The 26,149-nt window shown below is 69.5% G+C and carries 28 protein-coding genes; 15 read left to right on the top strand and 13 right to left on the bottom strand.

The genetic code is table 11. The features are described from left to right. The first annotated feature begins 32 nt into the window (after positions 1 to 32). Positions 33 to 1,055, top strand: coding sequence for a LacI family DNA-binding transcriptional regulator (locus AAIB33_RS09655; RefSeq protein ID WP_345803324.1), 1,023 nt, complete (start codon positions 33 to 35; stop codon positions 1,053 to 1,055). Position 1,056: 1 nt separating this feature from the next. Here AAIB33_RS09655 and AAIB33_RS09650 read toward each other — a convergent pair whose 3' ends face one another. Then, entirely contained in the window at positions 1,057 to 1,824 is a 768-nt protein-coding gene (locus AAIB33_RS09650) for an IclR family transcriptional regulator (protein WP_345803323.1), read from the bottom strand. A gap of 61 nt (positions 1,825 to 1,885) precedes the next feature. Between AAIB33_RS09650 and hutH the strand changes: the two genes are divergently transcribed. The 3 genes from hutH to hutI are packed head-to-tail and all read left to right on the top strand — an operon-like array spanning position 1,886 to position 6,500. Next, complete coding sequence (gene hutH, locus AAIB33_RS09645; RefSeq protein ID WP_345803322.1) at positions 1,886 to 3,529, top strand: histidine ammonia-lyase; 1,644 nt, start codon at positions 1,886 to 1,888, stop codon at positions 3,527 to 3,529. Beyond that, positions 3,526 to 5,226, top strand: coding sequence for a urocanate hydratase (gene hutU / locus AAIB33_RS09640; RefSeq protein WP_345803321.1), 1,701 nt, complete (start codon positions 3,526 to 3,528; stop codon positions 5,224 to 5,226). The genes hutH and hutU overlap by 4 nt, the downstream gene beginning before the upstream one ends. 17 nt (positions 5,227 to 5,243) lie before the next feature. Next, positions 5,244 to 6,500: an imidazolonepropionase gene (hutI, locus tag AAIB33_RS09635; protein ID WP_345803320.1), complete on the top strand. Its 1,257-nt coding sequence runs from the start codon at positions 5,244 to 5,246 to the stop codon at positions 6,498 to 6,500. Positions 6,501 to 6,593: 93 nt separating this feature from the next. Here the strand turns inward: hutI and AAIB33_RS09630 are convergent, their stop codons facing one another. Genes AAIB33_RS09630 through AAIB33_RS09600 form a run of 7 tightly spaced genes read right to left on the bottom strand, consistent with a single transcriptional unit; the run spans position 6,594 to position 12,215 of the window. Then, positions 6,594 to 7,067, bottom strand: coding sequence for a histidine phosphatase family protein (locus AAIB33_RS09630; protein WP_345803319.1), 474 nt, complete (start codon positions 7,065 to 7,067; stop codon positions 6,594 to 6,596). Next, complete coding sequence (locus AAIB33_RS09625) at positions 7,064 to 7,981, bottom strand: agmatinase family protein (RefSeq protein ID WP_345803318.1); 918 nt, start codon at positions 7,979 to 7,981, stop codon at positions 7,064 to 7,066. The genes AAIB33_RS09630 and AAIB33_RS09625 overlap by 4 nt, the downstream gene beginning before the upstream one ends. A 51-nt stretch (positions 7,982 to 8,032) precedes the next feature. Further along, on the bottom strand, positions 8,033 to 8,380 hold the full coding sequence (locus tag AAIB33_RS09620) for a gamma-glutamylcyclotransferase family protein (protein WP_345803317.1): 348 nt from the start codon (positions 8,378 to 8,380) through the stop codon (positions 8,033 to 8,035). Between the two features lie 9 nt (positions 8,381 to 8,389). Next, positions 8,390 to 9,661 carry a DUF445 domain-containing protein gene (locus AAIB33_RS09615; protein ID WP_345803316.1) on the bottom strand — a complete coding sequence of 424 codons (1,272 nt, stop codon included), beginning with the start codon at positions 9,659 to 9,661 and terminating at the stop codon, positions 8,390 to 8,392. 46 nt (positions 9,662 to 9,707) lie between these two features. After that, entirely contained in the window at positions 9,708 to 10,163 is a 456-nt protein-coding gene (locus AAIB33_RS09610) for a hypothetical protein (RefSeq protein ID WP_345803315.1), read from the bottom strand. A gap of 56 nt (positions 10,164 to 10,219) precedes the next feature. Next, complete coding sequence (locus tag AAIB33_RS09605; RefSeq protein WP_345803314.1) at positions 10,220 to 11,386, bottom strand: acyl-CoA dehydrogenase family protein; 1,167 nt, start codon at positions 11,384 to 11,386, stop codon at positions 10,220 to 10,222. A 37-nt stretch (positions 11,387 to 11,423) separates the two neighbouring features. Beyond that, complete coding sequence (locus tag AAIB33_RS09600; protein WP_345803313.1) at positions 11,424 to 12,215, bottom strand: alpha/beta hydrolase; 792 nt, start codon at positions 12,213 to 12,215, stop codon at positions 11,424 to 11,426. Positions 12,216 to 12,269: 54 nt separating this feature from the next. Between AAIB33_RS09600 and AAIB33_RS09595 the strand changes: the two genes are divergently transcribed. After that, on the top strand, positions 12,270 to 12,674 hold the full coding sequence (locus AAIB33_RS09595; RefSeq protein WP_345803312.1) for a pilus assembly protein CpaE: 405 nt from the start codon (positions 12,270 to 12,272) through the stop codon (positions 12,672 to 12,674). A 58-nt stretch (positions 12,675 to 12,732) separates the two neighbouring features. Here AAIB33_RS09595 and AAIB33_RS09590 read toward each other — a convergent pair whose 3' ends face one another. After that, a complete protein-coding gene (locus AAIB33_RS09590) occupies positions 12,733 to 13,938 on the bottom strand; it encodes an MFS transporter (protein WP_345803311.1) in 1,206 nt (401 codons plus the stop codon). A 351-nt stretch (positions 13,939 to 14,289) separates the two neighbouring features. On the opposite strand from AAIB33_RS09590, the gene nrdH reads away from it, so the two are divergent. The 6 genes from nrdH to AAIB33_RS09560 all read left to right on the top strand — a co-directional run bounded on the left by nrdH (position 14,290) and on the right by AAIB33_RS09560 (position 20,091). Beyond that, a complete protein-coding gene (gene nrdH, locus AAIB33_RS09585) occupies positions 14,290 to 14,523 on the top strand; it encodes a glutaredoxin-like protein NrdH (protein ID WP_345803310.1) in 234 nt (77 codons plus the stop codon). A 3-nt stretch (positions 14,524 to 14,526) separates the two neighbouring features. Next, the gene (gene nrdI / locus AAIB33_RS09580) at positions 14,527 to 14,961 is read left to right on the top strand and encodes a class Ib ribonucleoside-diphosphate reductase assembly flavoprotein NrdI (protein WP_345803309.1); all 435 of its coding nucleotides are present in this window, start codon (positions 14,527 to 14,529) and stop codon (positions 14,959 to 14,961) included. Further along, positions 14,943 to 17,099 (top strand): class 1b ribonucleoside-diphosphate reductase subunit alpha, encoded by a 2,157-nt coding sequence (gene nrdE / locus AAIB33_RS09575; protein WP_345803308.1) that lies wholly within the window; start codon positions 14,943 to 14,945, stop codon positions 17,097 to 17,099. The genes nrdI and nrdE overlap by 19 nt, the downstream gene beginning before the upstream one ends. Positions 17,100 to 17,130: 31 nt before the next feature. Then, positions 17,131 to 18,108 (top strand): class 1b ribonucleoside-diphosphate reductase subunit beta, encoded by a 978-nt coding sequence (nrdF, locus tag AAIB33_RS09570; RefSeq protein ID WP_345803307.1) that lies wholly within the window; start codon positions 17,131 to 17,133, stop codon positions 18,106 to 18,108. Positions 18,109 to 18,373: 265 nt separating this feature from the next. Continuing rightward, positions 18,374 to 19,093 carry an SDR family oxidoreductase gene (locus AAIB33_RS09565; protein ID WP_345803306.1) on the top strand — a complete coding sequence of 240 codons (720 nt, stop codon included), beginning with the start codon at positions 18,374 to 18,376 and terminating at the stop codon, positions 19,091 to 19,093. A gap of 20 nt (positions 19,094 to 19,113) precedes the next feature. Next, on the top strand, positions 19,114 to 20,091 hold the full coding sequence (locus AAIB33_RS09560; protein ID WP_345803305.1) for an aldo/keto reductase: 978 nt from the start codon (positions 19,114 to 19,116) through the stop codon (positions 20,089 to 20,091). Between the two features lie 140 nt (positions 20,092 to 20,231). Here the strand turns inward: AAIB33_RS09560 and AAIB33_RS09555 are convergent, their stop codons facing one another. After that, positions 20,232 to 20,417, bottom strand: a complete 186-nt coding sequence (locus tag AAIB33_RS09555) for a hypothetical protein (protein WP_345803304.1) — start codon at positions 20,415 to 20,417, stop codon at positions 20,232 to 20,234. A 656-nt stretch (positions 20,418 to 21,073) separates the two neighbouring features. Between AAIB33_RS09555 and AAIB33_RS09550 the strand changes: the two genes are divergently transcribed. Together AAIB33_RS09550 and AAIB33_RS09545 are read left to right on the top strand one after the other, a co-directional pair. Further along, on the top strand, positions 21,074 to 21,280 hold the full coding sequence (locus tag AAIB33_RS09550; protein WP_345803303.1) for a hypothetical protein: 207 nt from the start codon (positions 21,074 to 21,076) through the stop codon (positions 21,278 to 21,280). 575 nt (positions 21,281 to 21,855) lie between these two features. Then, positions 21,856 to 22,698 carry an alpha/beta hydrolase gene (locus AAIB33_RS09545; protein WP_345803302.1) on the top strand — a complete coding sequence of 281 codons (843 nt, stop codon included), beginning with the start codon at positions 21,856 to 21,858 and terminating at the stop codon, positions 22,696 to 22,698. A gap of 38 nt (positions 22,699 to 22,736) precedes the next feature. On the opposite strand, the gene AAIB33_RS09540 is transcribed toward AAIB33_RS09545, so the two are convergent. Next, entirely contained in the window at positions 22,737 to 23,405 is a 669-nt protein-coding gene (locus tag AAIB33_RS09540) for a TetR family transcriptional regulator (protein WP_345803301.1), read from the bottom strand. Then, on the bottom strand, positions 23,402 to 24,409 hold the full coding sequence (locus AAIB33_RS09535; protein WP_345803300.1) for a DUF1731 domain-containing protein: 1,008 nt from the start codon (positions 24,407 to 24,409) through the stop codon (positions 23,402 to 23,404). Before AAIB33_RS09535 ends, AAIB33_RS09540 begins: the two co-directional genes overlap by 4 nt. A 148-nt stretch (positions 24,410 to 24,557) precedes the next feature. Between AAIB33_RS09535 and AAIB33_RS09530 the strand changes: the two genes are divergently transcribed. Together AAIB33_RS09530 and AAIB33_RS09525 are read left to right on the top strand one after the other, a co-directional pair. Further along, a complete protein-coding gene (locus AAIB33_RS09530) occupies positions 24,558 to 24,893 on the top strand; it encodes a hypothetical protein (RefSeq protein ID WP_345803299.1) in 336 nt (111 codons plus the stop codon). Positions 24,894 to 25,008: 115 nt separating this feature from the next. Continuing rightward, a complete protein-coding gene (locus tag AAIB33_RS09525; RefSeq protein ID WP_345803298.1) occupies positions 25,009 to 25,680 on the top strand; it encodes an HAD family hydrolase in 672 nt (223 codons plus the stop codon). Positions 25,681 to 25,710: 30 nt separating this feature from the next. On the opposite strand, the gene AAIB33_RS09520 is transcribed toward AAIB33_RS09525, so the two are convergent. Beyond that, on the bottom strand, positions 25,711 to 26,109 hold the full coding sequence (locus AAIB33_RS09520) for a helix-turn-helix domain-containing protein (RefSeq protein WP_345803297.1): 399 nt from the start codon (positions 26,107 to 26,109) through the stop codon (positions 25,711 to 25,713). Positions 26,110 to 26,149 lie beyond the last annotated feature (40 nt).

The raw sequence follows: 26,149 nt of genomic DNA, 5'->3' as shown, positions 1-26,149 counted from the left end.
TCAACGACTTGACAGCCCCGTAGGATAACGATTTGAACGTTCCCAAGATCCGGGAGGTCGGGATGGCGAAGTCGCCCACGGTCGAAGACGTGGCGCGGGTCGCGGGCGTCTCCCGGCAGACGGTGTCGAACGTCATCAACGCGCCGGATATCGTTCGGGATGCCACGCGCCAGCGTGTGAACGCGGCGATCGCCGCGCTCGGCTACGCGCCCTCGATGGCGGCACGGCGCCTGCGCACGCAGCGGAGCGCGACCATCGGCATCCATCTGGATCCCTACGCCGGCGGCATCTCGGGAATCGTGCTCGACCGCTTCATCCACGCCCTCACCGACCGGGCGACCCCGCGCGGACTGCGCATCCTCGTGTACGCGGCGGCCGACGCCGACGAGGAGCTGCGGCGGATCCGGCAGCTTCGCGAGGGCGGCGAGATCGACCGCATCGTCCTCACCGGCACCTACGCCGGCGACCCCCGCGCGGACTGGCTCGCCCACCACGACATCCCCTTCGTGGCGTTCGGCCGCCCCTGGGGAGAGCCGGGAGCCGGCGCCGAGATGGGGCATCCCGGCCGCCCGTGGGTGGATGTGGACGGGGCCGCCGGCACGCGCGCCGCGACCGGGCACGCGCTGGCCGCCGGGCGCCGGGTGGCCTTCCTCGGCTGGCCCGAGGGCTCGGGAACGGGAGACGACCGCGAGCGCGGGTGGCGGGAGGCGATGGGCGACGCGGCCGACGGCTTGCGGTGGACCTCGGTCGACAGCGTCTCGCAGGCCCGTGCGGTCGTCGACGAGGCGCTGGCCGAGGCATCCGTCGACGCGGTCGTCTGCGCGAGCGACACCCTCGCCCTCGGCGCGCACCTCGCGGCGTCGCACAGCGGCCGGCCCGACCTGCCCGTCATCGGATTCGACAACACACCCGTCGCCGAGGCGCTCGGGCTCTCGAGCGTCGAGCAGCGCCCCGAACGCGTCGCCGAGGCCGTGCTCGACCTGCTCGTCGCCGATCCCGCGACTCACGACGGCGACTGGCATCGGCTCATCACGCCCGAGCTCGTCGTGCGCTGAGTCAGCGGGCGTAGAGCCGGCGGGACAGCTCGGACGCGGCCTGCGTCACGAGCGGTGCGAGGGTCGAGGCATCCCGCTCCGAATCCGTGGGCCACGTGACGGCGATCGCCGCCGTCGGCCAGCCCACGTGGTCGAGCACCGCGAGGCCCACGGAGCGCAGGCCCAGGGTCACCTCGCCGTCCTCGGTCGCCCATCCCGTCGCGCGCACGGTGCGCAGCAGCTCGCGCAGCTCGCCGGGGGTGCGCGGGCCTCTCCCCGTGCGGTCGGCGAAGGCCGAGGCATCCGGGAACAGCGCCCGCACCTGCTCGCGGGGGAGCGCCGCGAGCATCGCGCGGCCCGTCGCCGTGAGATGCGCCGGCAGCCGCACGCCCACGTCGGTGACGAGCGCAGGGCGGCGCGGCGCGCGCTCCTCGACGATGTAGACGACGTCGCGCCCGCTCATGACGGCGAGGTGCGCGCTCTCGCCGACGCGGTCGACGAGCTCAGCGAGAAGCGGGCGCCCCAGTCGTGCGAGTGGGGCCTGGCGTGCGTATCCGCCGGCGAGCTCGAAGGCGGCGACGCCGAGTCCCCAGCGGCGCTCGGCCGGCACGTGCACGACGAAGCCGTGCTGCTCGAGCGTCGTGAGCAGGTGGTAGACGCTGGAGCGCGGGATGCCGAGGTGCGCCGCGATGGTGCTCGCCGCGATCGGGCCACGCTGACGGCCGAGGTAGGTCAGCATGCGCAGCGTCTGATCCGCGGCGGGCACCTGCGGCCTGCGATTGTCTGGCATGACAGACACAGGATGCCACGACCGCCTGTCGTGCGAAACCGGCGCGGTGTGGAATCGTGCCATGACCACCGTCACTGCAGACCTCGCGGTCGTCACCGTGGGCGCGGCACCCCTGCGCCCCGAGGACATCGTCGCCGTCGCGCGCCACTTCGCGCGCGTCGAGCTCGACCCGTCCGCGCTCGCCCGTGTCGCCGCCACCCGCGCCCTCATCGAGGGCCTCGCCGACGACCCCGAGCCGCACTACGGCATCTCGACGGGCTTCGGCGCGCTCGCGACGACCTTCATCCCGCTCGAGCGTCGCATGCAGCTGCAGGCCTCGCTCATCCGCTCGCACGCCGCCGGCACGGGCGCCGAGGTCGAGACGGAGGTCGTGCGGGCGCTCCAGCTGCTGCGCTTGCAGACCCTCGCGACCGGTCGCACGGGCGTGCGGCCCGTCGTCGTCGAGACGTACGCCGCGATGCTCAACGCGGGCATCACGCCGATCGTGCGCGAGTACGGCTCTCTTGGCTGCTCCGGCGACCTCGCACCGCTGTCGCACGTGGCGCTCGCCGCGATGGGGGAGGGGGAGGTCCGCGTCGTCGACCGCTCGACCGGTTCGGGAAACCTCATGCCCGCGGCCGAGGCGCTGGGCGCAGCATCCATTCCTCCGCTCGAACTCCGCGAGAAGGAGGGCCTCGCGCTCATCAACGGCACCGACGGAATGCTCGGGATGCTGCTCCTCGCGCTGCACGACCTGCGCACACTGCTCGACACGGCGGATGTCGCCGCGGCGATGTCGATCGAGAGCCTGCTCGGCACCGATGCCGTCTTCGCCGCCGACCTCATGGCGCTGCGGCCGCAGGTGGGGCAGGCCTCGTCGGCCGCCAACCTCCGCGCGCTGCTCGCGGGCTCCGAGATCATGGCGTCGCACCGCGACCCCGCCGTCTGCACCCGGGTGCAGGACGCGTACTCGCTGCGCTGCTCGCCCCAGGTGCACGGCGCCGCCCGCGACACCGTGGGGCACGCGGCGATGATCGCGCAGCGCGAGCTCGCGGCATCCGTCGACAATCCTGTGGTGACCGACGACGGGCGCGTGGAGTCCAACGGCAACTTCCACGGGGCGCCCGTCGCGTACGTGCTCGACTTCCTCGCGATCGCCGTCGCCGACGTCGCCTCGATCTCGGAGCGACGCACGGACCGCGCCCTCGACGTCGCACGCAGCCAGGGGCTCCCGCCCTTCCTCGCCGACGAGGTCGGGGTCGACTCGGGTCTGATGATCGCGCAGTATGCCGCGGCGGGCATCGTCTCGGAGCTCAAGCGCCTCGCCGTTCCGGCATCCGTCGACTCGATCCCGTCCTCGGCGATGCAGGAGGACCACGTGTCGATGGGCTGGGCCGCGGCACGCAAGCTTCGCCGCGGCATCGACGGACTCGCGAGGGTGCTCGCGATCGAGCTGCTCACGTCGGCGCGGGCCCTCGACCTGCGCGCGCCGCTGCAGCCGGGGCCGGCGACGCGCGCTGCGCGCGAGGTCGTCCGCACCGTCGCATCCGGTCCGGGGCGCGACCGCTTCGTGTCGCCCGACATCGAGGCGCTGACCGAGCTCGTGCTGTCGGGTGCCGTGGCGGATGCCGCACTCGGCGGGGCCGGCGTTGACACCGCGGCGCCGGCCGTCCGCCGCGTCGCCGCAGCGTCGGAGAAGACCACAATGTCGGAGGGAAACCGATGAACGCGTCCGAAGAAGTGCTGATCTCCGACGCTGCGGCGGCCGCGTCACGAGTGGTTCGTGCCCCGCGCGGGTCGGAGCGCACCGCGAAGAGCTGGGGCGCCGAAGCCGCGAAGCGCATGCTCATGAACAACCTCGATCCCGAGGTGGCCGAGCATCCCGAGGACCTCGTCGTCTACGGCGGCACGGGCAAGGCCGCTCGGTCGTGGGAGGCGTTCGACGCCATCGTGCGCACCCTCGACGAGCTCCAGCCGGACGAGACGCTGCTCGTACAGTCCGGCAAGCCGGTCGGCGTCTTCCGCACGCACGAGTGGGCGCCGCGCGTGCTCATCGCCAACTCCAACCTCGTCGGCGACTGGGCGACGTGGCCTGAGTTCCGCCGCCTCGAGCACCTCGGACTCACGATGTACGGCCAGATGACGGCGGGCTCGTGGATCTACATCGGCACGCAGGGCATCCTGCAGGGCACATACGAGACGTTCGCGGCGGTCGCGCGGTCGCTCGGTCGCGACTCGCTCGCCGGAACATTGACTCTGACGGGCGGATGCGGCGGCATGGGCGGCGCGCAGCCGCTCGCCGTGACACTCAACGGCGGAGCGGTGCTCGTCGTCGACGTCGACGAGTCGCGCCTCGCACGCCGCCTCGAGCACGGATACCTCGACGAGTACACGACCGACCTCGACGCCGCGATCGCGCGAGTCATGTCGGCTCGTGCCGCGGGCGAGGCGCTGTCGGTCGGCGTCGTCGGCAACGCGGCCGAGATCTTCCCCGACCTCCTGCTGCGCCACCAGGCGGGCGACGTCGTGATCGACATCGTCACCGACCAGACGAGCGCGCACGACCCGCTGGCCTACCTGCCGGTCGGCATTCCGTTCGAGGCATGGCGGGACGAGGCATCCCGCGATCCCGAGGCCTTCACGGCCCGCGCCCGCGGGAGCATGGCCAAGCACGTCGCGGCGATGGTGGGATTCCAGGATGCCGGCGCCGCCGTCTTCGACTACGGCAACTCGATCCGGGCCGAGGCGAAGCTCGGCGGGTTCGCGCGCGCTTTCGAGTTCCCGGGCTTCGTGCCGGCGTACATCCGGCCGCAGTTCGCGGAGGGCCGCGGGCCCTTCCGCTGGGTCGCGCTCTCGGGCGATCCCGAGGACATCCGCAAGACCGACCGCGCGATCATGGAGCTCTTCCCCGACAATGCGGGGCTCGTGCGGTGGCTCGAGAAGGCCGGCGATGCCGTGCACTTCGAGGGCCTGCCCGCGCGCATCTGCTGGCTGGGCTACCAGGAGCGCCACCTGGCGGGCCTGAAGTTCAACGAGATGGTCGCCTCGGGCGAGCTCTCCGGGCCGATCGTGATCGGTCGCGACCACCTCGACGCCGGCTCCGTCGCCTCGCCGTATCGCGAGACCGAGGCGATGGCCGACGGCTCCGACGCCATTGCGGACTGGCCGTTGCTCAACGCCCTCCTCAACACCGCCTCGGGGGCGGCGTGGGTCTCGATCCATCACGGCGGCGGCGTCGGCATCGGGCGCAGCATCCATGCCGGTCAGGTGACGGTCGCCGACGGCACCCCGCTCGCGGCGGAGAAGCTCGCGCGGGTGCTCGTCAACGACCCGGGCACGGGGGTCATGCGCCACGTCGATGCCGGGTACGAGCGTGCCCGCGAGGTCGCGCGCGAGCGCGGCCTGAAGGTGCCGATGCTGTGATCACGGGGAGGGGTGCCGTGCCCGCGACGCTCATCACGAACATCGGCGAGCTGACGACCAACGTCGACGCCGCGGGGGACCGGTGCGGCACCCTCCGGGACGCCGCGGTCCTGATCGAGGGCGGGCGCATCGCGTGGGTCGGGTCGGCAGGGGACGGGCGGAGGCTGCTGGAGGGCTCGGGGTTCGGCCCTTCGACAAGCTCAGGGACCGGGGGTGGAGCGGGGACCGGGAGTGGCTCGGGGACCGGGGGTGGATCCGGGATCGCGGTCGTCGACGCCGGAGGGCGGGCCGTCATCCCGGGGTTCGTCGACTCGCACACGCACCTCGTGTTCGGCGGGGACCGGGCCGATGAGTTCGAGGCGCGGATGTCGGGGACGCCCTATGCAGCGGGCGGCATACGACGCACCGTCGCGGCGACTCGCGCTGCGAGCGACGACGAGCTGCGCCGCCGCCTCGCCGGACTCGTCGCCGAGCTGCACGCGCAGGGGACGACGACCTTCGAGATCAAGACGGGTTACGGGCTCACGGTCGAGGACGAGTCCCGCCTCGCGCGGATCGCGGCCGAGGCCACGCCGGAGGTCACCTTCCTCGGTGCGCACGTCGTGCCGGACGAGTACGCCGATGCGCGTGACGACTACGTCGACCTCGTGTGCGGGCACATGCTGCAGGCCGTCGCCCCGCACGCCCGCTGGATCGACGTCTTCTGCGAACGCGGGGCCTTCACGCCCGACGAATCGCGTCGGATTCTCGCGGCCGGCGTCGCCCACGGCCTCCTGCCCCGGGTGCACGGCAATCAGCTCGGCCACGGCGAGGGCGTGCGCATCGCGGTCGCGCTGGGCGCGGCATCCGTCGACCACTGCACGTATCTCGATGACGACGACGTCGCGGCGCTCGCCGACTCGGACACCGTCGCAACCCTCCTGCCGGGTGTCGAGTTCTCGACCCGGCAGCCGTACCCCGACGCACGCCGCCTGCTGGATGCCGGCGTCACCGTCGCGCTCGCGAGCGACTGCAATCCGGGGTCGAGCTTCACCAGCTCGATGCCGCTCATGATCGCGCTCGCCGTCCGCGAGATGGGCATGACCCCAGCCGAAGCCGTCTGGGCCTCGACCGCCGGGGGAGCCCGGGCCCTCCGTCGCGACGACGTCGGCGTCATCGCCCCCGGAAAGCGCGCCGACCTCGTGCTGCTCGACGCGCCGACGCGGGTGCACCTCGCCTATCGCCCCGGCGTGCCGCTCGTCGCCGGTGTGTGGAAGGACGGCGTGCGGCTGTAGCCCGTGCACCAACTCCTCACGATCGTCGTCGAGGAGGCGCGACGCGCCGCGAGGGGCGCCGACGTGGCCGATTCTTGAGGAGTTGCTGCGCGCTCAGCGCGGTGAGTCGAAGGTCCAGGATGCCGGGTCCACCGCGGTCGCGACGTCCCAGTCGTCCTCATCCCACTCGAAGGTCGCCACGGCGCACGTCGGCATGTGGACGATGCCGCCGTCGGACAGCTGCTCCGCGAGGGTCGTCATGCCGGGGTCGTGCGCGACGACGATGACCGAGGCGACACCGCGCTCGGCCGCCGCGCGCAGCAGCAGCGACGCCGGGGCGCCGTAGAGCCGCTCCTGCAGCTCGACCTCCACGCCGAGCGCCTCACCGAAGTACGACGCCGTCGTGCGAGCGCGGAGGGCCGTGCTCGAGAGGATCGCATCCGCCCGGAACCCCGACTGGGCGAGCCGCGCCGCCATGACCGGCGCATCGCGCAGGCCGCGGTCGTTGAGCGGCCGGTCGTGGTCGTCGAGGTCGGGGTCGCCCCAGTCGGACTTCGCGTGCCGCACGAGTGCGAGCCTGATCGTCATTCTGTCGCCTTTCCCTTGCCCGAGCCGGTCGCGGTCGCCGCTCGCCCCGCGAGCAGCTCGAGGACGCACAGCGCCGCGAGGCGCACCGTGCGACCGTCGGGCGCGTCGGCCGTCGCGTCGACCTCGACGATATCGGCGCTCACGACACGGGCATCGGATGCCGCGCCCCGCACGAGCGCCCGGAGCTCCCACGCCTGCAGGCCGCCGGGCACCGAGGCGGGGCATCCCGGAGCGACCGAGCGGTCGCAGACGTCGACGTCGATGTCGAGATGCACGGATCCGCCGCCGGCGACCTCCAGCGCCTCGGCGAGCACATCCGCGCTACCGCGGCGGCGCACGTCGTCGAGAGTGATGACGGTAATGCCGTACTCGGCGGCGCGGCGGGCATAGGCCGCCGAGTTGGCGAAGTGGGCGATGCCGATCTGCACGATGCGGCGCCCGTCGAGTCCGTCGGCGACGAGCCGGCGCACGGGGGATCCGTTCGAGGCGCCGTCCCGCAGGTCGAAGTGGGCGTCGAGCGTGATGAGGCCTGTCGCCCGGGCACCCTGCGCCACGGCGTACGTCACGGAGTTGTCGCCACCCAGCGCGATCACGAGGCCGGCGTGCGTCGCGAGCTCGGCGACCCGTGCGCGTACGGCGTCTTCGCCGGCAGGGCCGTCGGGATCGGCGACATCGCCGGCGTCGACGATCCGCAGCACCTCCGTCAGGTCGACGGGCGGCGGACCCATGAAGGTCGAGCTGTAGCGGGCCAGCGCTTCGCGCACGGCGGCGGGCGTCGCGTGAGCGCCCGTCGGCGACAGCGACGTCTTCCAGGCGGGGAGGCCGAGGATCGCGGCATCCACTCGCCCCTCCGTGTCGTCGAACGGCGGCCAGCCGCCTGCGCGGGGCCAGAGCGGATCGTGCGAGAGGGCCACGCAGTCGACGCTACTCTGCGGGCGCGCCGGTGCCCCGTGCGCGGCAGCGTGTCAGACCGAGACGTACACCCAGGCTTCGCGGCCGCTCGCGAGGACGACCGAGACCCGCCGGTACAGCTGGACCTCGTACTCGTCGGCCGCGTCGAGCTCGTCGATCGTCAGGTGCAGGACCTTGCCGACGACTTTGTCCCGCGGGTTGCCGGTCGCCCGCACGATGGGATGCACGGCGAGTCCGGAGAGGTCGACGACGCGGTGATCCTCGATCTCGGCGTAGTCGACCGTGTAACCGGGCAGCACGTCGTCTTCGCCCTCGAGGAGGCGCCCGAAGGTGTCGAGCTGCACATCGGCGTGCCCGAGAGTGCCGTAGCTGAACAGCAGCTGGTCGGCGCGCTCGGGCATGCGCCCAGGTTAGCCGAGCAGGGCGTGCGCGACAGCGTAGATGACGAGTCCGGCGAGCGCGCCGACGACGGTTCCGTTGAGCCGGATGTACTGCAGGTCGCGGCCGACCATGAGCTCGATCTTCTCGGTCGTCTCGTCGGGATCCCAGCGCTCGACGGTGTCGGTGATGATCGACGCGATGTCGTGCCGGTAGCGATCGACGAGGAAGACGGCGGCATCCGTCACCCAGACGTCGACCCGGTGCTGCAGGGCGGGGTCCGTCACGAGACGATCGCCGATCTCGGCGACGGCGTCGGCGGCACGTCGGCGCAGCCCGCTCGCGGGGTCGGCGAGCGAGGCGAGGAGGCCGGCCTTGGCGGTGTTCCACGCCTCCGCCGCGAGCTCGCGCACGCGCGGACTGTCGAAGAGGGTCGTCTTCGCGTCCTCGAGCTTGCCGATCGTGGCGGGATCGTTCTGCAGGTTCTCGGCAAGACGGTCGAGGTATCCGTCGATCGCCTTGCGCGCCGGGTGCTCGGGGTCGGCCCGCACGGCCGCGGCGAACTTGACGGCCTCGTTGTAGACGGTGTCGTCGACGAGGCGCTGGGCGACGGAGGGCACCCAGGCCGGCAGGCGGCGAGAGACGAGTCCCGAGAACGCCGCCTGGTTGCTCGCGAGCCAGAGCTGTATGGTCTCGACGGTCATGTCGACCGCTCCGTGGTGCGCCCCGGATTCGACGATCCGCCCGAGCCACGCCCCGAGCGGCGGCCCCCACTCGGGCGCGAGCAGGTGCTCGCGCGCCAGCTGCTCGATGACGTCCTGCACGTCGTCGTCGCTCAGCGCACGCAGGATTCCCGACGCCATGACCGACCCCTCGGCCGTGACGCGCTCCGCGTGCGCAGGCTCGCGCAGCCACTCGCCGGCGCGCGCGGCGATCCTCGTCGCCTCGAGCTTCGTGCGCACCACGTCGCCCGACAGGAAGTTCGTCTCGACGAACTCGCCGAGGGTCCGGCCGATCTCGTCCTTGCGGTTGGGGATGATCGCGGTGTGCGGGATCGGGATGCCGAGGGGATGCCGGAACAGCGCGGTCACGGCGAACCAGTCGGCGAGTGCACCGACCATGCCGCCCTCCGCCGCCGCGCGCACGTACGCGAGCGCCGGCACCTGCTCCTCGAACGCGAACGACACGAGGAAGACCGCCGCCATCGCCAGGAGCGCGCCGAGGGCGACGCCTTTCATGACGCGCAGTGCACGCCGTCGCTCCTGATCAGCCGGGCTCAGCAGGGCCGTGGGGGTCCGCGCCATTCCGTCATCCTCGCACGCCCACGGGCGAGGAGGCCGCGCGAAGCGCTCAGCCGGCGGCGCGCCTCACGAGCTCGGCGACACGCTCCTTGTCGGCGTCGGTGAGGGACAGGATCGCGTAGGACGTCGGCCACATCTGACCGTCGTCGAGCTGGGCGGAGGTCTCGAACCCGAGGGTCGCGTAGCGGTCCTTGAACTTCGCGGCGGGCTTGAAGAACAGCACGACCTTGCCGCCGCGCGTGTAGGCGGGGAAGCCGTACCAGGTCTTCGAGGCGAGGTGGGGGGCCACGGAGGCGACGATGTCGTCGATGCCCTGCGCGATCGTGCGGTCGCTGTCCTCCATGCCGGCGATCGCGTCGAGGAGGTCCTGACGGTCGATGGCGGCCTTCTCCTCCGCGCTCTTCCCCTTGCGCTCCTGCGCCTTCAGCTCGGCCGCGCGCTGGCGCATCGCGGCGCGCTCATCGGCGCTGAATCCGGACTTCGTGTTGCGTTCTGCGGTGCTCATACCGGCAACACTAGGGATGCCGTCGGACCGGCGCTTCTCGAATCCTGCTCGATGTCTCAGCTCTCCACCGGGCCGAGCCACGCCGTCGCGACGGTCGAGTGCGCAGACTCCGGATCGGACGGGTGGAACAGTCCCGCGAGCACGTCGCGGTAGAGCCGCCCGAGCTCTGAGCCGGCGAAGTACGACGACCCGCCGGCGACGAGCACCGCGTCGTCGACGACGGCCTTCGCGGTCGTGACGGCCCGGTGCTTGACGCCGCTCATGTACGAGAACCAGCGGCCGTCGGGCGGCTCGAGGTCGTCGACGGCCCGGCAGAGCGAGGCGAGCTGCGGCGGCAGCGCGTCGTAGGCGAGCGCCATGCCGGCGATGCGCCAGCGGATGTCGGGATCCTGGCTGTAGCTCGTCCCGGTCCGCTTCGAGGTGCGCGTGCGCGCCGTCGCCACGGCGAGATCGAGGGCCCGGCGGGCGATGCCTGTGTAGACCGACGCGAGCAGCAGCTCGAACACGGAGAAGATGCCGAAGACGATGGGATCGGGGTTCGGACCGGGATCGACGCGCCGCACGACGCGATCGGCGGGCGCCACGGCACCGTGCAGCTCGGTCGTGCGACTCTGCGTGCCGCGCATGCCGAGCGTGTCCCAGTCGTCGCGCGTCACGACGGCATCGCTCCGCTCGACGAACGCGTAGACCATCTTCGGCCCGTCGGGACTCGTCGTGTCGAGACCGTGCAGCCCGAGCTGCGTCCACACCGGCGCGAGCGACGTGAAGATCTTCGTGCCCGTGAACGCGTACGAGCCGTCCGGGCCGGGGGCGGCGTCGGTATCGCTCCCGAAGAGGACGAGGTCGTTGCCGGCCTCGCTGATCCCGAACGCGAAGACCTCGCCCCGGGCGGCGCCCTCCTGCACGAACCGAAGGCTGTCGATGCCGCGATCCGCGAGCACCTTCGCGACACCCGTCCACACGAGGTGCATGTTGATCGCGAGGGCGGTGGCCGGCGCCGCGCCCGCGAGTCTCTGCTGGAGAGTGGATGCCTCAGCGAGGCCGAGCCCCGATCCGCCGAGCTCCGACGGCACGAGGATCGCCAGGTACCCGGCATCCTTCAGTTCGGCCAGATCCTCTTCGGGGAAGGTGTTCTCGCGGTCGTGCGCCGCCGCGCGCTCTCGGAAGCGCTCGAGCAGCTCGGCGGGCAGGAGGACGGTCGGGTCGAACGGCGTCTCGCTCACGGGTCCATTCTGGTCACTGCCACCGACACGCGGGGCGTCAGGCCGGGGTGCGGGACGCCTGCTCGATGCCGAGCGTTGCGAGTGCACGGTGGAAGACGCGCAGCGTCTCCTCCGGCTGGTCACGGTGCGGTGAGTGTCCGGCGTTCGGGACCACGGACATGCCGATCCGTGGATTGGCGAGCACCTCGTCCACGAGCGATCCCGTGAAGATGGAGTACACCGCGGGGTCGGAGGCGATCACGTGCGCGGGGATCAGGAGGTGGGCCGCGGCATCCCGGACGTCCCAATCCTGGTTCTGCTCGCTCGTCTGCTCGACCGCCCACCGGCTCGCCTGCTGCGCCGACAGCGCCTTGAGCTCCACGTCGTGCTCGTGCCACGTGGGGTGCTCGGCCCGAACGGCCGCGGTGGTGGGATCGTCGAACGAGCGCTCCTGCGAGTCGCGCACGATGGCGCGATCGCGATCGCTCAGGTGGATGGCCGGGTCGATGAGGATGAGACGGCGCGTCCAGCCGAAGTGGTCGGCCGCCGCCTGCGTCGCCGCCGCGCCGCCGAGCGAGTGCGCGACGACGAGCTCCCAGTGGTCGCGGCCCTCGGGTCGCGTGATCGCCAGGTCGGCGGCGTACGCGTCGATCGAGTAGTCGAGCGCTCGCGGCGCGGTTCCGTGGCCCCGGAGGTCGACCGCGACGGCATGCCAGCCGGCATCCGCCAGTGCCACGCCGTAGCGCCACATGAGGGCGCCGTTCGAGCCGAGGCCGTGGACGAGCAGAGCGTGGCGCGACGACGACGGGTCGCCCCACGAGAGACGGGGGAGGGACACGGGGGATGGCATGGGCTCAGCCTAGAGTCGCGCCGATGTCCTCCTGCACGCGGGAGGATAGTCGGCATGATCTCGACGGAAATGGCAGTCGCCCTCCGGGACGCGGGCCTGATCTGGCATCCGCACTCCGGCGACCGGTTCCAGCTCGACGAGCCCGAATTCGAAGCCGACGTCTTCACCGTCAGCGAGATGACGATCGAGCCGCGGGACTACCCGACGGGGAAGATCCTCTCCTTCAACGGCACGACCGAGTGGGCCCTCGACTCCGTCGCGCTGGAGGACGCGCTCTGGCTGCCGAGGGAGGACCAGCTGCGCGAGCTGCTGCGCGGGGCGTTCCGGTCGCTGCGGCGCCTCGCCGACACGCACGAGGTCGAGATCGAGGTCGCGGGGGAGCGCCGGGTCTTCGAGCATCCCGAGCCGTCCGATGCCTACGCCCTCGCGGTACTGGAGCTGCTGAAGCGAATCGCGTGATCGCGGTGCCGGCGCTGATCGCCTGATCGCGGTGCCGAAGCGACTCGCGTGATCGCCGTCAGGTGATGGTCGGCACGGGCTCCGTGTCGGGGATGGGGCTCGAGTCACGCCCGCGGAGGTCGGGGAATCCGCGCACGAAGATCGCCGAGACGAGGAATCCCGCCGCAGCGAACGCCGTCGCCGCCCAGTAGGCCCCTTGCGGTCCGACACCGTCGATGAGGAAGCCGGCGACGGCGGAGCCCATCGCGGCGCCGATGAGCTGGCCTGTGCCGATCCAGCCGAAGGCCTCGGCGGTCTCGCTGAACTTCACGCTCGCCGATGTCATGGCGAACATGACGGCGAGAGCCGGAGCGATGCCGATGCCGGCCAGGAACAGGGATCCCCCGAGCCACCAGGCGTTCAGGGAGAATGTCGTGAGCGCGAGTCCGACCGCGACGACCGCGAACCGGCGACCCATGGCCCACGGTCCGATCGGGATGTGCCCGAAGGTGAGGCCGCCCGCCAGGCTGCCGACCGAGAAGACAGCGAGGACGAGACCCGCCTCGAGGCCGCCGTGGCCGAACGTCGCGACGACGCCCGCCTCGACGGCGGCGCACGCGCCGATGAGGAGGAAGCCCGTGACCGTCGCGAGGATGACCGGCGGTTTGGCGAGCACCTTGCCGAGGCTGCGCCGGCTGCGCGGGATGCGCACGCGGCCCACCTCGGGCGAGAGGATGAACCACGCCCCGCCGCCGAGCAGGATGACGACGACCAGCAGGAGGCCCTGCACGGTGCCGACCTGCGTCGAGACGAACGTGATGAGCACGGGTGCGATGATCCAGATGATCTCCTGCAGCGAGGCGTCGAGGGAGAAGAGCGGCGTGAGCTGCCGCGAGTTGACCATCTTCGGATAGATCGTGCGGACCGCCGACTGCACGGGCGGCGTCGCGAGGCCGGCGATGAGCCCGAGCACCATGTAGACGGGGAGCGGCACCTCCACGAGCGCGAGCGCCGTGATGGCGGCGGCGCAGATGAGGAGGGTCGTCGTGAGGACGCGACGCATGCCCCAGATGCCCATCCACCGGCTCGTCACGGGGCCCGCGATCGCCTGACCGACCGACGTCGCCGCGAGCACGAGGCCCGCCGAGCCGTAGGAGCCGGTGACCTGCTCGATGTGCAGGAGGATCGCGAGGCTCGTCATGCCGTTGGGGAAGCGCGCCGTCAGCTGGGCCGCGATGATGCGGGCCACGCCGGGCGTTCGCAGCAGTTCGCGGTACCCGGCCATCTCTCCACGCTATCGCGGGCCCATGACACGCCGCGACACGCCGGGGGCGCACGGAGGGCCCGGATGGATGTCGGTGGCCCGGCGTACCGTCGGTGGCCTGTGGATGGATGCGGCCGCGGCATCCGAAACCGCCGTGATCCAGGTGTTTTCCAGGTTTCCCAGAACCCTGCCGCCTGTGGATGAAACGGTGGACAAGCTGTGTTGTATATGGGGAGAACGGTGGAAAACTACACGGATGTAACTACTAGCCCTTGTGGTGCTATCCAATGTCCGTACCCATATGTAGTATTGGACTCCCGGTGGGGGGACCGCCGGTCAGAACACCGGATGTGAGGGGAGAAGCCGATAACAATGGCAATCACGGTTTACACGAAGCCCGCTTGTGTGCAGTGCAACGCGACGTACCGCGCGCTCGACTCGAAGGGCATCGAATACGAGGTCCATGACCTCACGCAGGACCCTGCCGCGCTCGAGCAGGTGAAGGCGCTCGGCTACCTGCAGGCGCCCGTCGTCATCACCGACGAAGACCACTGGTCGGGCTTCCGTCCCGACAAGATCGACGAGCTCGCCTCCCGTCTGGCCTGAGTCATGAGTGCGGTGGCCACGAGCGCCCCGCTGCTCGTGTACTTCTCCAGCACTTCCGGCAACACGGCGCGCTTCATCGAGAAGCTCGGGTTGCCGGCTGTACGGATTCCCCTTCACCCCTCTGAACCTCCGCTCGTCGTCGACGAGCCGTTCGTCCTGGTCACTCCCACCTACGGGGGTGGCCAGGGTCGGGGCGAGGAGAAGGGCGCCGTCCCCAAGCAGGTGATCCGGTTCCTCAACGACGAGCACAACCGTCGCCTCATCCGCGGAGTCATCTCCGCGGGAAACACCAACTTCGGCGAGCACTTCTGCCTCGCCGGGGAGATCATCAGCCGCAAGTGCGACGTGCCCCACTTGTATCGGCTCGAGGTATTCGGCACGCCTGAAGATGTCGATCGCGTGAGCGACGGATTGGAACGATGGTGGAAGCTGCACTGAAAGAGAACGACTTCAAGACGGATGCGCGGTTCGAGGGCCTCGACTACCACGCCCTGAACGCGATGCTGAACCTCTACGGCGCCGACGGGAAGATCCAGTTCGACGCCGACAAGCGCGCCGCGCGCGAGTACTTCCTGCAGCACGTCAACCAGAACACGGTCTTCTTCCACTCGTTGAAGGAGCGTCTCGACTACCTCGTCGAGAAGCAGTACTACGAGCCGCAGGTGCTCGCGAAGTACCCGCTCGAGTTCATCCAGCAGCTCAACGACCGCGCGTACGGCAAGAAGTTCCGCTTCGACACGTTCCTCGGCGCCTTCAAGTACTACACGAGCTACACGCTCAAGACCTTCGACGGCAAGCGCTACCTCGAGCGCTTCGAGGACCGCGTCGTCATGACCGCCCTCGGTCTCGCCGACGGCGACCAGGCGCTCGCGACGGCCCTCGTCGACGAGATCATCGCCGGGCGCTTCCAGCCGGCCACCCCGACGTTCCTCAACACGGGCAAGGCGCAGCGCGGCGAGCTCGTGTCGTGCTTCCTCCTGCGCATCGAAGACAACATGGAGTCGATCGCCCGCGGCATCAACTCGGCGCTGCAGCTGAGCAAGCGCGGCGGCGGCGTGGCACTCCTCCTCTCGAACATCCGCGAGGCCGGCGCGCCGATCAAGCAGATCGAGAACCAGTCGAGCGGCATCATCCCCGTCATGAAGCTCCTCGAAGACAGCTTCAGCTACGCCAACCAGCTCGGCGCGCGTCAGGGCGCCGGCGCGGTGTACCTCTCGGCGCACCACCCCGACATCCTGCGGTTCCTCGACACCAAGCGCGAGAACGCCGACGAGAAGATCCGCATCAAGACGCTGTCGCTGGGTGTCGTCATCCCCGACATCACGTTCGAGCTCGCCAAGAACGACGAGGACATGTACCTCTTCTCGCCGTACGACGTCGAGCGCGTGTATGGCGTGCCCTTCGGCGACATCTCCGTGAGCGACAAGTACCGCGAGATGGTCGACGACGCGCGCATCAAGAAGACGAAGATCAACGCACGCGAGTTCTTCCAGACCCTCGCCGAGATCCAGTTCGAGTCGGGTTACCCGTACATCATGTTCGAGGACACGGTGAACAAGGCCAACCCGATCAAGGGCCGCATCAACATGTCCAACCTCTGCAGCGAGATCCTGCAGGTCAACACGCCGACGACGTACAACGAGGACCTCTCGTACGCCGAGATCGGCAAGGACATCTCGTGCAACCTGGGCTCGATGAACATCGCGCTCGCGATGGACGGGGGAGACCTCGGCCGTACCGTCGAGACCGCGATCCGTGCACTGTCGGCGGTGAGCGACCAGAGCCACATCACCTCGGTGCGCTCGATCGAGGACGGCAACGACCGCTCGCACGCGATCGGCCTGGGCCAGATGAACCTCCACGGCTACCTGGCGCGCGAGCACGTGCGCTACGGGTCGGAAGAGGGCATCGACTTCACGAACATCTACTTCTACACGGTGCTGTTCCACGCCCTGCGGGCCTCGAACCTCATCGCGATCGAGCGCGGGCAGGCTTTCGACGGCTTCGCCGACTCGACCTACGCCTCGGGCGAGTTCTTCGACAAGTACATCGACCAGGCGTGGGAGCCGCAGACCGAGAAGGTGAAGGACCTCTTCGGCGGCATCCCGATCCCGACTCAGGATGACTGGCGTGCGCTCAAGGCGTCGATCCAGGAGCACGGCATCTACAACCAGAACCTGCAGGCTGTGCCGCCGACCGGTTCGATCTCGTACATCAACAACTCGACGTCGTCGATCCACCCGATCGCCTCGAAGATCGAGATCCGCAAGGAAGGCAAGATCGGCCGCGTCTACTACCCGGCTCCGTTCATGACGAACGAGAACCTGGAGTACTACGAAGACGCATACGAGATCGGCTACGAGAAGGTCATCGACACCTACGCCGCCGCGACGCAGCACGTCGACCAGGGCCTGTCGCTCACGCTGTTCTTCAAGGACACCGCGACGACGCGCGACATCAACAAGGCCCAGATCTACGCGTGGCGCAAGGGCATCAAGACGATCTACTACATCCGCCTGCGCCAGATGGCTCTGGAAGGTACCGAGGTCGACGGCTGCGTCTCCTGCATGCTTTAATTCCTTGACCTGGGATTTTTAGGAAAGAGAAATGACACCCGAGAAGCTGAAGCTGATCGACCACGTGCAGGCGATCAACTGGAACCGCATCCAGGACGACAAGGACCTCGAGGTCTGGAACCGCCTCGTCAACAACTTCTGGCTGCCTGAGAAGGTGCCGCTCTCCAACGACGTGCAGTCGTGGGCGACGCTGACGCCCGAGGAGCAGCAGACGACGATGCGCGTGTTCACGGGGCTCACACTCCTCGACACGATCCAGGGCACCGTCGGCGCCGTCTCGCTCATCCCCGACGCGATCACCCCGCACGAGGAGGCCGTCTACACGAACATCGCCTTCATGGAGTCAGTGCACGCCAAGAGCTACTCGTCGATCTTCTCGACGCTGTGCTCGACGAGCGAGATCGACGACGCGTTCCGCTGGTCGGTCGAGAACGAGAACCTTCAGAAGAAGGCGCACATCGTCATGGACTACTACCGTGGCGACGAGCCCCTCAAGCGGAAGGTCGCCTCGACACTGCTCGAGTCGTTCCTCTTCTACTCGGGCTTCTACCTGCCGCTGTACTGGTCGTCCAAGGCGAAGCTGACGAACACGGCCGACATCATCCGCCTCATCATCCGCGACGAGGCCGTGCACGGCTACTACATCGGCTACAAGTTCCAGCGTGGGCTCGAGCTGCTGCCGCAGTCCCAGCGCGACGAGCTCAAGGATTACACCTTCTCGCTGCTCTACGAGCTCTACGACAACGAGGTGCAGTACACGCAGGACCTCTACGACGGCATCGGCCTGACCGAGGACGTCAAGAAGTTCCTGCACTACAACGCCAACAAGGCCCTCATGAACCTGGGCTACGAGGCGATGTTCCCTTCGACGGTCACGAACGTGAATCCGGCGATCCTCTCGGCGCTCTCGCCGAACGCGGACGAGAACCACGACTTCTTCAGCGGCTCCGGATCGTCCTACGTCATCGGCAAGGCTGTCGCGACGGAAGACGAGGACTGGGACTTCTAGAAGCTCCAGATCACGCTTCACCCGGATAGGGCGGCTGAGAGGCCCGGACACGCAGGATTCTGCGGGTCCGGGCCTCTTTCGTGCCTCACCACGCCTCACCACCCACCCTTGGCCCGATCCCTCAGCAGCGCACGCGCGCCTTCATGTCGCCCTGCACAGGCTCAGCAGACCACCCTCGACCGACGCGACGCACCTTGCGACACGATGGAATGACGGAGACCCTCTCCCGCTTGACTGATGGAGAACGATCTCGAAGGAGCTGAACATGGGTGCACTCGAAGGAGCCGTCGTGCTCGTCACCGGTGCCAACGGCGGCCTCGGCCGCGAATTCGTCGCCCAGGCCCTCGCGGGCGGCGCCGCGAAGGTCTACGCGTCAGCGCGCCGACCCCAGGAGTGGGGTGATCCCCGCGTCGTGCCGCTCGCGCTGGACGTGACGGATGCTGCATCCGTCGCCTCGGCCGCGGCATCCGCCCCCGACGTCACGGTCGTCGTCAACAACGCCGGCGTCTCACCGCGTGAGAGCAGCCTGCTCAAAGCCACCGACGCGGAGCTGCGCGAGATCTTCGACACGAACTTCTTCGGCGCCGTGGCGGTTGCGCGCGCGTTCGCCCCCGCGCTCGCCGCGGCAGAAGGCACCGCCGCGCTCATCGACCTGCACTCTGCTCTGAGCTGGCACGCGATGGGCGGCACCTACTCCACGACGAAGGCGGCGCTGTGGTCGGCGACCAACGCGCTGCGCCTCGAGCTCGCCCCGCAGGGCGTGCAGGTGATCGGCGTGCACGTCGGGTGGGTCGACACGCCGATGGCCGCCGGCGTCGACTCGCCGAAGGTCGCCCCGGCCGACGTCGTGGCTCAGACATACTCCGCGCTCGAGACCGGGGAGTACGAGGTCCTGGTCGACGATCTCAGCGTGCGGCTCAAAGCGGGCCTGGCCGCACCGATCGATCAGCTCTACCGGGGACTGCCGGCACCCGCCGGACGCTGACCGGCACGGAGAGAACGCGCATGCGACTCGTCAGACTGGGCGACTCGGGGCTCAAGGTGTCGGAGATCGTGCTCGGCTGCATGAGCTACGGCGAGCCCGACCAGGGGGCACACCCGTGGTCGCTCCCGTGGGAGGAGTCCCGGCCCTTCTACGTCCAGGCGCTCGAGGCCGGCATCACGACCTTCGATACCGCAGACGTCTACTCCGCCGGAACGAGCGAGGAGTTCACCGGCCGAGCCATCCGCGAGCTGGCGAACCGCGACGACGTCGTCATCGCGAGCAAGGTGCACGGGCGCATGCGCGAGAGCGCCTATGCGGGTGGACTCTCACGCAAGCACATCATGGCGGCGGTCGACGCGTCACTGCGCCGGCTCGGAACGGACTACATCGACCTCTACCAGATCCACCGCTTCGATCCCGAGACGCCGGTCGAGGAGACGATGGAGGCGCTGCACGATGTCGTCAAGGCGGGCAAGGCGCGGTACCTCGGCGCGTCGAGCATGTCGGCGTGGCAATTCGCCAAGCTGCAGTACACGGCCGACCTCGGAGGTTGGACGCGATTCATCTCGATGCAGGATCAGTACAACCTGATCCAGCGCGAGGAGGAGCGGGAGATGCATCCCTTCTGCCTCGATCAGGGCGTCGGCGTGCTGCCGTGGTCGCCGCTCGCGCGCGGTCGGCTCACCCGGCCGTGGGGCGAGGCGACCGCGCGCAGCGGCACCGACCTGTTCGGTCAGACGCTCTACCACCAGGCCGAGGAGTCCGACCGGGCGGTCGTGGACGCCGTGCACCGGATCGCCGCCGAGCGCGGCGTGCCGGCGGCGCAGGTCGCGCTCGCCTGGGTGCGCCAGCAGGAAGCCGTGACCGCCCCGATCGTGGGGGCGACGAAGGCCTCGCACCTCACGGATGCCGTCGCCTCACTCGAGATCGAGTTGACGGATGCCGAGCTCCAGGCCCTCGAGGGTCCGTACGCTCCCCGCGACCCCGAGGGGTTCTGAGCGACAGACGTACCGCAGCGACGGGCGGGGGCATGGCCGGAGGGAGGCCGCGGGACCATGCTCCGCCGATGCAGCCGCGGGCCGTATCGCCCGCGGACTCCATCCGTCCGGCAGGGTCCACGGCGCTCGTGGCGCCGATGTCACATGTCGTCGGACCAGACCGCCGTCGCTCCGCTGTGGCCGATGAGGACGGCATCCACCGTCGTCCCGCCCCCGACGATGACGGCGAGCACGAGCAGCGTGACGGGGATCCATGCCGGCCCCGGTCGGGCGCCGCCTTCGGAGGATGATCCGGATGCCGCGGCCGCGTCTCCCGGATGCTCCACCACAAGAGGGCCGCCGCCACGACGACTAAGCCGATCACCCACGGCAGGAGCCCATCGGCGAGCTCCGCGTGCGCTTCGATGAGCGCATCCTCGCCGACGCGCTTCTCCAGCGCTTCGCCGGACTCCTTCGAGACGGGCACGAGGATGAGCGCGACCAGTGACACGCTGATCGTCAGGTATCCCGCCCACCGTCGGAATCGGGGCCAGGCGGCCGTGAGAACGACCATGATTGCAGCGACGGGGACGATGACCTCCGTCGCGTGCACCACGAGCGGGTGAAGCGGCAGACCGAAGAACGTGTCGAACATCGCGTCCGGACCCCCGATTTTCCAGACGAGTCCCCGGTTCCGGGGCGGGTTCCGGAGCGGCGGCGGCGTCTCGTGATGACGTCCCGATTCTCGCGTTGCGCCGCAGTGGGCGGAAGGTAGTGACAACCGGTGGCCGGCGAGAGACCGATCGACGTCTCCATCCCTTCCGGGGAACCCCGCCTACGGACGGGGGAGCAGAGGAGTGGTGCGGTCGGTCGCGTCGCCGCCCTCGTGGGCCGCCGTCGGTCAGCCATTTCACGCAGGGCGCGATCCGAATCACGCAAAGTCCTCCCACGGCGGTCGCGCCGACCTAACCTTCTTTTCTAGAGAGATGGATGAGGTGCGGAGATGCCCGGGGTCGAGATCCACTACGGCGGTGAGACGTATCACATCGCCAACCGGGACGTCGACGACGTGGCGGCCGAAGTGCTCACCGCCACCCGCAACGGCGGCGGGTGGCTGAACGCCGTCGACGGCGGAGGGCCGACACGGCTCCTGATCTCGGCCGGCGTGAGCGTCGCCCTGAACAACCTGCCGGCCGGCGGCGACTCGTAACCGTGACATGCCCGGCCACACGACGAGATGTGGCCGAAGAGAGCTCCTCGAGCGGAGGCTCGTGCGACCGATCCTCCCGGGTGCGCGCCCCCGGATGTCAGCCGGTCGCGAAGATGTCGGAGAGCATCGGGGTTTCGTCCCTGAAGTCATCGCCCGCGGGCAGTTCCCGCGTCCGGCATCGGCGCGAATCATGCCTGTAACCCGGCAGGCGTAGCATCGCGTCGACATCCCGGTTCCGTCTCGAAATGAGGTGATGGCGGCGTGACTGCTCCGAGGTATGAAGTGAGTGTGTGGGAGCGCTACGCGACCGAGTTCGCTCTTGCCTTCGCGGACACCCCGACGCGGCTCCGGGCGGTGCGGCAGGCGTACTTCGTGCATGAGTTCGATGTCGACTTGATATCCGCACTGAGCGGCTTCCCCCTGTGGCGGATTCGGCAGGCGATCTCCGACGGCGGGCGAACAGGGGACTGAGTCATCGGTGCTCGGTGATCCGATGCCATCGAGCCGACGCGCCTCCCGCAGCTACGCTCGCCCCTGTGACAGACGGTGAGGCGCAGCGGGCGTCGGATCGACGAATGACCCGTCGCCCCCGCGCTGACGATGCTCCGCCCGAGACCGCGTCCCGCGTGCCCGGTCCGGCTGGCGATATCGACGTCGTGACCCAGGGAACCGGTCGCACGATCGCCATCGTGCATGGCGGCACCGGCAATCGCACGTCATGGGAGGGCGTGGCGGATCGGCTCGCCGCATCCTTCCGCGTTCAGCGCTACACCCGTCCGACGTACCGGCTGGCGCCGCCCCCGCGCGGCGCCGCGGCGGTTGAGCTCGAAGTCGCCGAAGCGCGTGCGGTGGCGAGATCGGCCCACGAGCCCGTCGTGCTCGTGGGACATTCGTCCGGAGCTGCGGTTGCGATCGAGGCGGTGCTCGCTGATCCCACTCCCTTCGCCGCTCTCGCCCTCTACGAGCCGCCGCTGGACGTCACCCATGATGTGAAGGGCACCGCGGCGCTCCGGCGTGCTCGGGCGGCGCTCGACGACGGTCATCCCGTGCGCGCAATGCGCATCCATCTGACGGACCTCGTCGGGATGCCGAGACCGCTCACGGCACTTCTCCTGGCGCTCCCTCCGGCTCGGCGCCTGCTCGCCGACTTCGCCGAGGGACAGATCGCCGACGATGAGATGCTCGACGCCCTCCCGGTCGGGCTCCAGCGCTTCGTGCGGGTCGAGCTGCCGGTGCTGCTGATCACCGGGGCGAAGAGCCCACGGTATCTGCGCGATCGAAGCGCCCAGCTTGCCGCTGTCCTGCCCGGGTCACCCGAGCAGGTCGATCTGGTGGGCCAGGCCCACGGCGCGAATGAATCCGCTCCGGACGTTCTCGCGGAGGCGATCGCGGCGTTCGTCGCCCGGCTTCCGGCCTGATGTGCCGGGGTCGGCGCGCGCCGGGCCCTTCATCCGGTTCAGGCGCGTACGTCGTCGATGAGCGTGAGCACGTCTTTCACAGCGCCGCGGACGATCGGAACACGAGCGAGCGGGATGGTGGCTCTCAGCAGCTTGAGTCCCCGGTCGAGCAGCCGGCGTGTGCGCTGCTGTCCCTCCGACGTGTCGTACACCCAGAAGAGCGCCAGGAGGAGATGGGCGAGCAGAAGCGCTCGCGGCATCAGTCTCTTCAGATCGTCGGGTAGACCGGATGCCGCGGCGCCCGCAACCCCGTCGCTGAAGAGCCGTTCGATGACGGCGAGCGCCTCAGCGGATTCGGGCGCGAGCGGATTGATCGGCGATCGCGGGGATACGGCGGCGGAGAGGAACTCGCCGGCGTGCTCGTGGTACGGGCGGAGTTGGTCCAAGCCCGTCTTGTAGATGATCTCGAGTCGCCGAACGAGGTCGGTCTCGGAGGCGAGCAGTGGCTCCGCTGCGGCGCGGTGCGCCTCCTGCACATCGAGGTAGAGCTCCTGGATGAGGTGGTTCTTCGAGGCGAAGTGGTAGTTCGTCGCGCCGACCGACATCCCCAGTTCGCCTGCGATCCCTCGGATGGTGGTCGCGTCGTAGCCCTTCTCGCGGAATGATGCCAAGGCGGCGGCCCGGATCCGAGCACGGGTGCGGTCCCCCTTGCTTTCGGCGGAGCTCATGCCGTCACGGGGCGCCGGGCGGCGCGGGAGCCTCGGACGGCGACGAGAGCTGCCTCCAGGTGCGGATAGGCGAACTCGAACCCCGCCTCGGACAAAATCTCTGGCAGGACCCATCGGCTCTTCAGCACGAGCTCCGGTTCGGTGCGCAGCGCCCACATGCCGAGCTCCAGCATCCATCTGGTCGTCGGCATTCCCACCGGGGCGCCGACCAGCTCGCGCAGCGTGCGCATCAGCGTGGCGTTGTCGGAGGGATGCGGTGAAGCGATGTTGATCGGACCGGAGAGCCGGTCGTCGTCGCGGATTAACCGGATCGCTGCGACGACGTCGTCGATGTGCACCCAGCTGAACCGCTGCCGCCCCCGCGTGCGGTGCCAGGTGGCGAGGTCAGGGCCGGTGGGATCGTCGCCGATTCCGCGGTAGCGGCGGTGCGGCCTGCACCAGCCGTCATGCTGGGCGCCGCCCAGGCCGGAGCGAGCGAGAGCGAACAGCATGCCGGTCGCGGGCCCGTCACCGAGGACGATGGCCATCCGAAGGGCGACTCGACGGGTCGCGGTGAGTGTTCCGGAGAACAGCGCGCGCTCCCACGACCGGGCGACGTCGACCGAGAACCCGCTGCCGATCTCGCCGGCGGTCTCGGTGTTTGGCCGGTCCATCGCATGCCGATAGATCGTCGCGGTGGAGGCGTTCAGCCACACTCGAGGCGGATGCGCCGCCCCCGCGATCGCCTCACGCAGCACGGTCGTGGTGCCTACGCGTGAGTCGAGGATCGCGCGCCGGTCCCGGTCGGTGTACCGGCAGTCGACGGACTTTCCCGCGAGATTGACGACGACGTCGGCACCGTCCACCGCACGCCGTACCGCACCGGCGTCACCCCACCGCGCCTCAGCGCTGCGGCCCACGGTACGAAGCTCGTACCCGTCGGCGGCCAATGCGTCGGTGACCGCTCGCCCGATGAATCCACTTGCTCCTGCGACGACTGCGACGGGAGCCCCACTCTCGACCATGAGAGGACGATACAGCTATCTGAACATGTTCAGTAATGAGGGAGCCGATCGGATCTCGCGATCAGCCTCGGGCGCTGGACGACTCCTCCGCTCGGGCATCCACGGTGGTTCGCGAACGATGTCGGAGCCCGTAGGTAGCGTTCTCGTTGTGACGACGGATCCGGAGATCGTCTCGTTCTCGACAGTGGCCGAGCTCTGGTCGTGGCTCGAGTGCAACCACGATGGTCACCCCGGAGTATGGGTCCGACTTCAGAAGGTCGGCAGCGACGAACCGTCGGTCGGCTTCCATGACCTCTTGGAGGCCGGCATCGCCTACGGCTGGAGCGAGAGCAGTCGGCGAGCTCACAGCGCGACGGCGTACCTCCAGAGATTCACGCCGCGCCGCACGGTTGGTACGGCGTCGCCCCGAAACCTGGCGATCGCGGACCGGCTCGAGCAGGAGGGGCGGATGACTCCCGCGGGTCGGCGTGCCCTCGGGCGGTGAGACCCGCCAGGGTCGACCGGCGGCGAACGACCTTCGGACCCTTCCCCTCCTGACAGAGATCCTGCCCCGTCGCAAGCCGGTTCCGGGAAGGGCGGATGCCGAGCCACAGTCGGGCATGGCAGACACGGCGATCTTCGACGTCGACGGCACTCTGGTCGACACCAACTATCAGCATGCGCTCGCGTGGTACCGGGCCTTCAGGCGCTTCGACATCACTCCGCCCATCTGGCGCATCCATCGGGCCATCGGGATGGGCGGCGACCAGCTCGTGCCCGAGATCGCGGGAGAGTCGGTCGAGCAAGCGCACGGCGATGAGCTGCGGGATGCCTGGACGGAAGAGTTCGACCTCATGATCGACGAGGTCCGGCCGCTGGAGGGCGCGAAGGAGCTCCTCGTCGAGGTCAAGCGCCGGGGGTTTCGACTCGTGCTGGCCAGCTCCGGCAAGAAGGATCACGTCGAACGCTTTCTCGATCTGATCGACGGCCGTGATGTCGCGGATGCGTGGACCACGTCCGACGATGTTCAGGCGAGCAAGCCCCAACCCGATCTGGTCGAGACCGCGCTCGCGCGCGTGTCAGGCGCGTCAGCCGTGATGGTCGGCGACTCCGTCTGGGATGTCGTCGCCGCAGCGAAAGTGGACGTGCCGACCATCGCGATCCGCACGGGCGGCTTCTCCGTCGCCGAGTTGGAGGATGCCGGCGCGGTCGCAGTGTTCGAGTCGCTCCCGGAACTCCGCACCCATCTCGACGACACCCCGCTCGGACGTGCAACACCGCCGGGAGAGTGAGGTCGCTCCTCGCGCGGTCCAACGAGCGCATCAGGCGTTCTGGTCGTCGTGGGCGGTGGTGGCCTGCAGGAGCTGGTCGCTGTGACGACCGAACCAGGCGATCAGTTCGGTCATCGGCTTCGCGAGGCTCGTTCCGAGTTCGGTGAGGCTGTAGGTGACCTGCGGGGGGATGGTCGGCACCACATCTCTCGACACGAGACCTGCGCGGACGAGGGCCTTGAGGTTCTGCGACAGCATCTTCTGGCTGATACCGCCGATGCGAGACGCCAGAGCCGAGAAGCGGTGCGGCTCGATCAGCAATGCCGCGACGATCAGCTGAGCCCACCGGCTCGTCACCTGATCCATGATCGGCCGGAACTCGCACGTGCTCGCAAAGGCCTCGAGCTCGAGGAGTCGATGGGCTGTCGCGAGCTGCTCTGTTTCCGTCACGGAAGTAGCTTACAAAATAGTGCCTACTTCCTCCTAGTAA

It is taken from the genome of Microbacterium sp. AZCO (genome assembly GCF_039614715.1).
In the GTDB taxonomy this organism is placed as follows: Bacteria; Actinomycetota; Actinomycetes; order Actinomycetales; family Microbacteriaceae; genus Microbacterium.
Note: the sequence above shows the minus strand (reverse complement) of the source record. Positions and strands in the feature narration are given on the sequence as shown.

Bases quoted from the DNA above. Each gene is read 5' to 3' on its own strand.
- AAIB33_RS09545 (WP_345803302.1), top strand. From the start codon at position 21,856: ATGACCCGTCGCCCCCGCGCTGACGATGCTCCGCCCGAGACCGCGTCC.
- nrdF (WP_345803307.1), top strand. From the start codon at position 17,131: ATGACACCCGAGAAGCTGAAGCTGATCGACCACGTGCAGGCGATCAAC.
- AAIB33_RS09620 (WP_345803317.1), bottom strand. From the start codon at position 8,380: ATGCCCGAGCGCGCCGACCAGCTGCTGTTCAGCTACGGCACTCTCGGG.
- hutH (WP_345803322.1), top strand. From the start codon at position 1,886: ATGACCACCGTCACTGCAGACCTCGCGGTCGTCACCGTGGGCGCGGCA.
- AAIB33_RS09595 (WP_345803312.1), top strand. From the start codon at position 12,270: ATGATCTCGACGGAAATGGCAGTCGCCCTCCGGGACGCGGGCCTGATC.
- AAIB33_RS09600 (WP_345803313.1), bottom strand. From the start codon at position 12,215: ATGCCATCCCCCGTGTCCCTCCCCCGTCTCTCGTGGGGCGACCCGTCG.
- hutU (WP_345803321.1), top strand. From the start codon at position 3,526: ATGAACGCGTCCGAAGAAGTGCTGATCTCCGACGCTGCGGCGGCCGCG.
- nrdE (WP_345803308.1), top strand. From the start codon at position 14,943: ATGGTGGAAGCTGCACTGAAAGAGAACGACTTCAAGACGGATGCGCGG.
- AAIB33_RS09565 (WP_345803306.1), top strand. From the start codon at position 18,374: ATGGGTGCACTCGAAGGAGCCGTCGTGCTCGTCACCGGTGCCAACGGC.
- AAIB33_RS09590 (WP_345803311.1), bottom strand. From the start codon at position 13,938: ATGGCCGGGTACCGCGAACTGCTGCGAACGCCCGGCGTGGCCCGCATC.
- AAIB33_RS09650 (WP_345803323.1), bottom strand. From the start codon at position 1,824: ATGCCAGACAATCGCAGGCCGCAGGTGCCCGCCGCGGATCAGACGCTG.
- AAIB33_RS09630 (WP_345803319.1), bottom strand. From the start codon at position 7,067: ATGACGATCAGGCTCGCACTCGTGCGGCACGCGAAGTCCGACTGGGGC.
- AAIB33_RS09560 (WP_345803305.1), top strand. From the start codon at position 19,114: ATGCGACTCGTCAGACTGGGCGACTCGGGGCTCAAGGTGTCGGAGATC.
- nrdH (WP_345803310.1), top strand. From the start codon at position 14,290: ATGGCAATCACGGTTTACACGAAGCCCGCTTGTGTGCAGTGCAACGCG.
- AAIB33_RS09525 (WP_345803298.1), top strand. From the start codon at position 25,009: ATGGCAGACACGGCGATCTTCGACGTCGACGGCACTCTGGTCGACACC.
- AAIB33_RS09550 (WP_345803303.1), top strand. From the start codon at position 21,074: ATGCCCGGGGTCGAGATCCACTACGGCGGTGAGACGTATCACATCGCC.
- AAIB33_RS09610 (WP_345803315.1), bottom strand. From the start codon at position 10,163: ATGAGCACCGCAGAACGCAACACGAAGTCCGGATTCAGCGCCGATGAG.
- AAIB33_RS09540 (WP_345803301.1), bottom strand. From the start codon at position 23,405: ATGAGCTCCGCCGAAAGCAAGGGGGACCGCACCCGTGCTCGGATCCGG.
- AAIB33_RS09535 (WP_345803300.1), bottom strand. From the start codon at position 24,409: ATGGTCGAGAGTGGGGCTCCCGTCGCAGTCGTCGCAGGAGCAAGTGGA.
- AAIB33_RS09615 (WP_345803316.1), bottom strand. From the start codon at position 9,661: ATGGCGCGGACCCCCACGGCCCTGCTGAGCCCGGCTGATCAGGAGCGA.
- nrdI (WP_345803309.1), top strand. From the start codon at position 14,527: ATGAGTGCGGTGGCCACGAGCGCCCCGCTGCTCGTGTACTTCTCCAGC.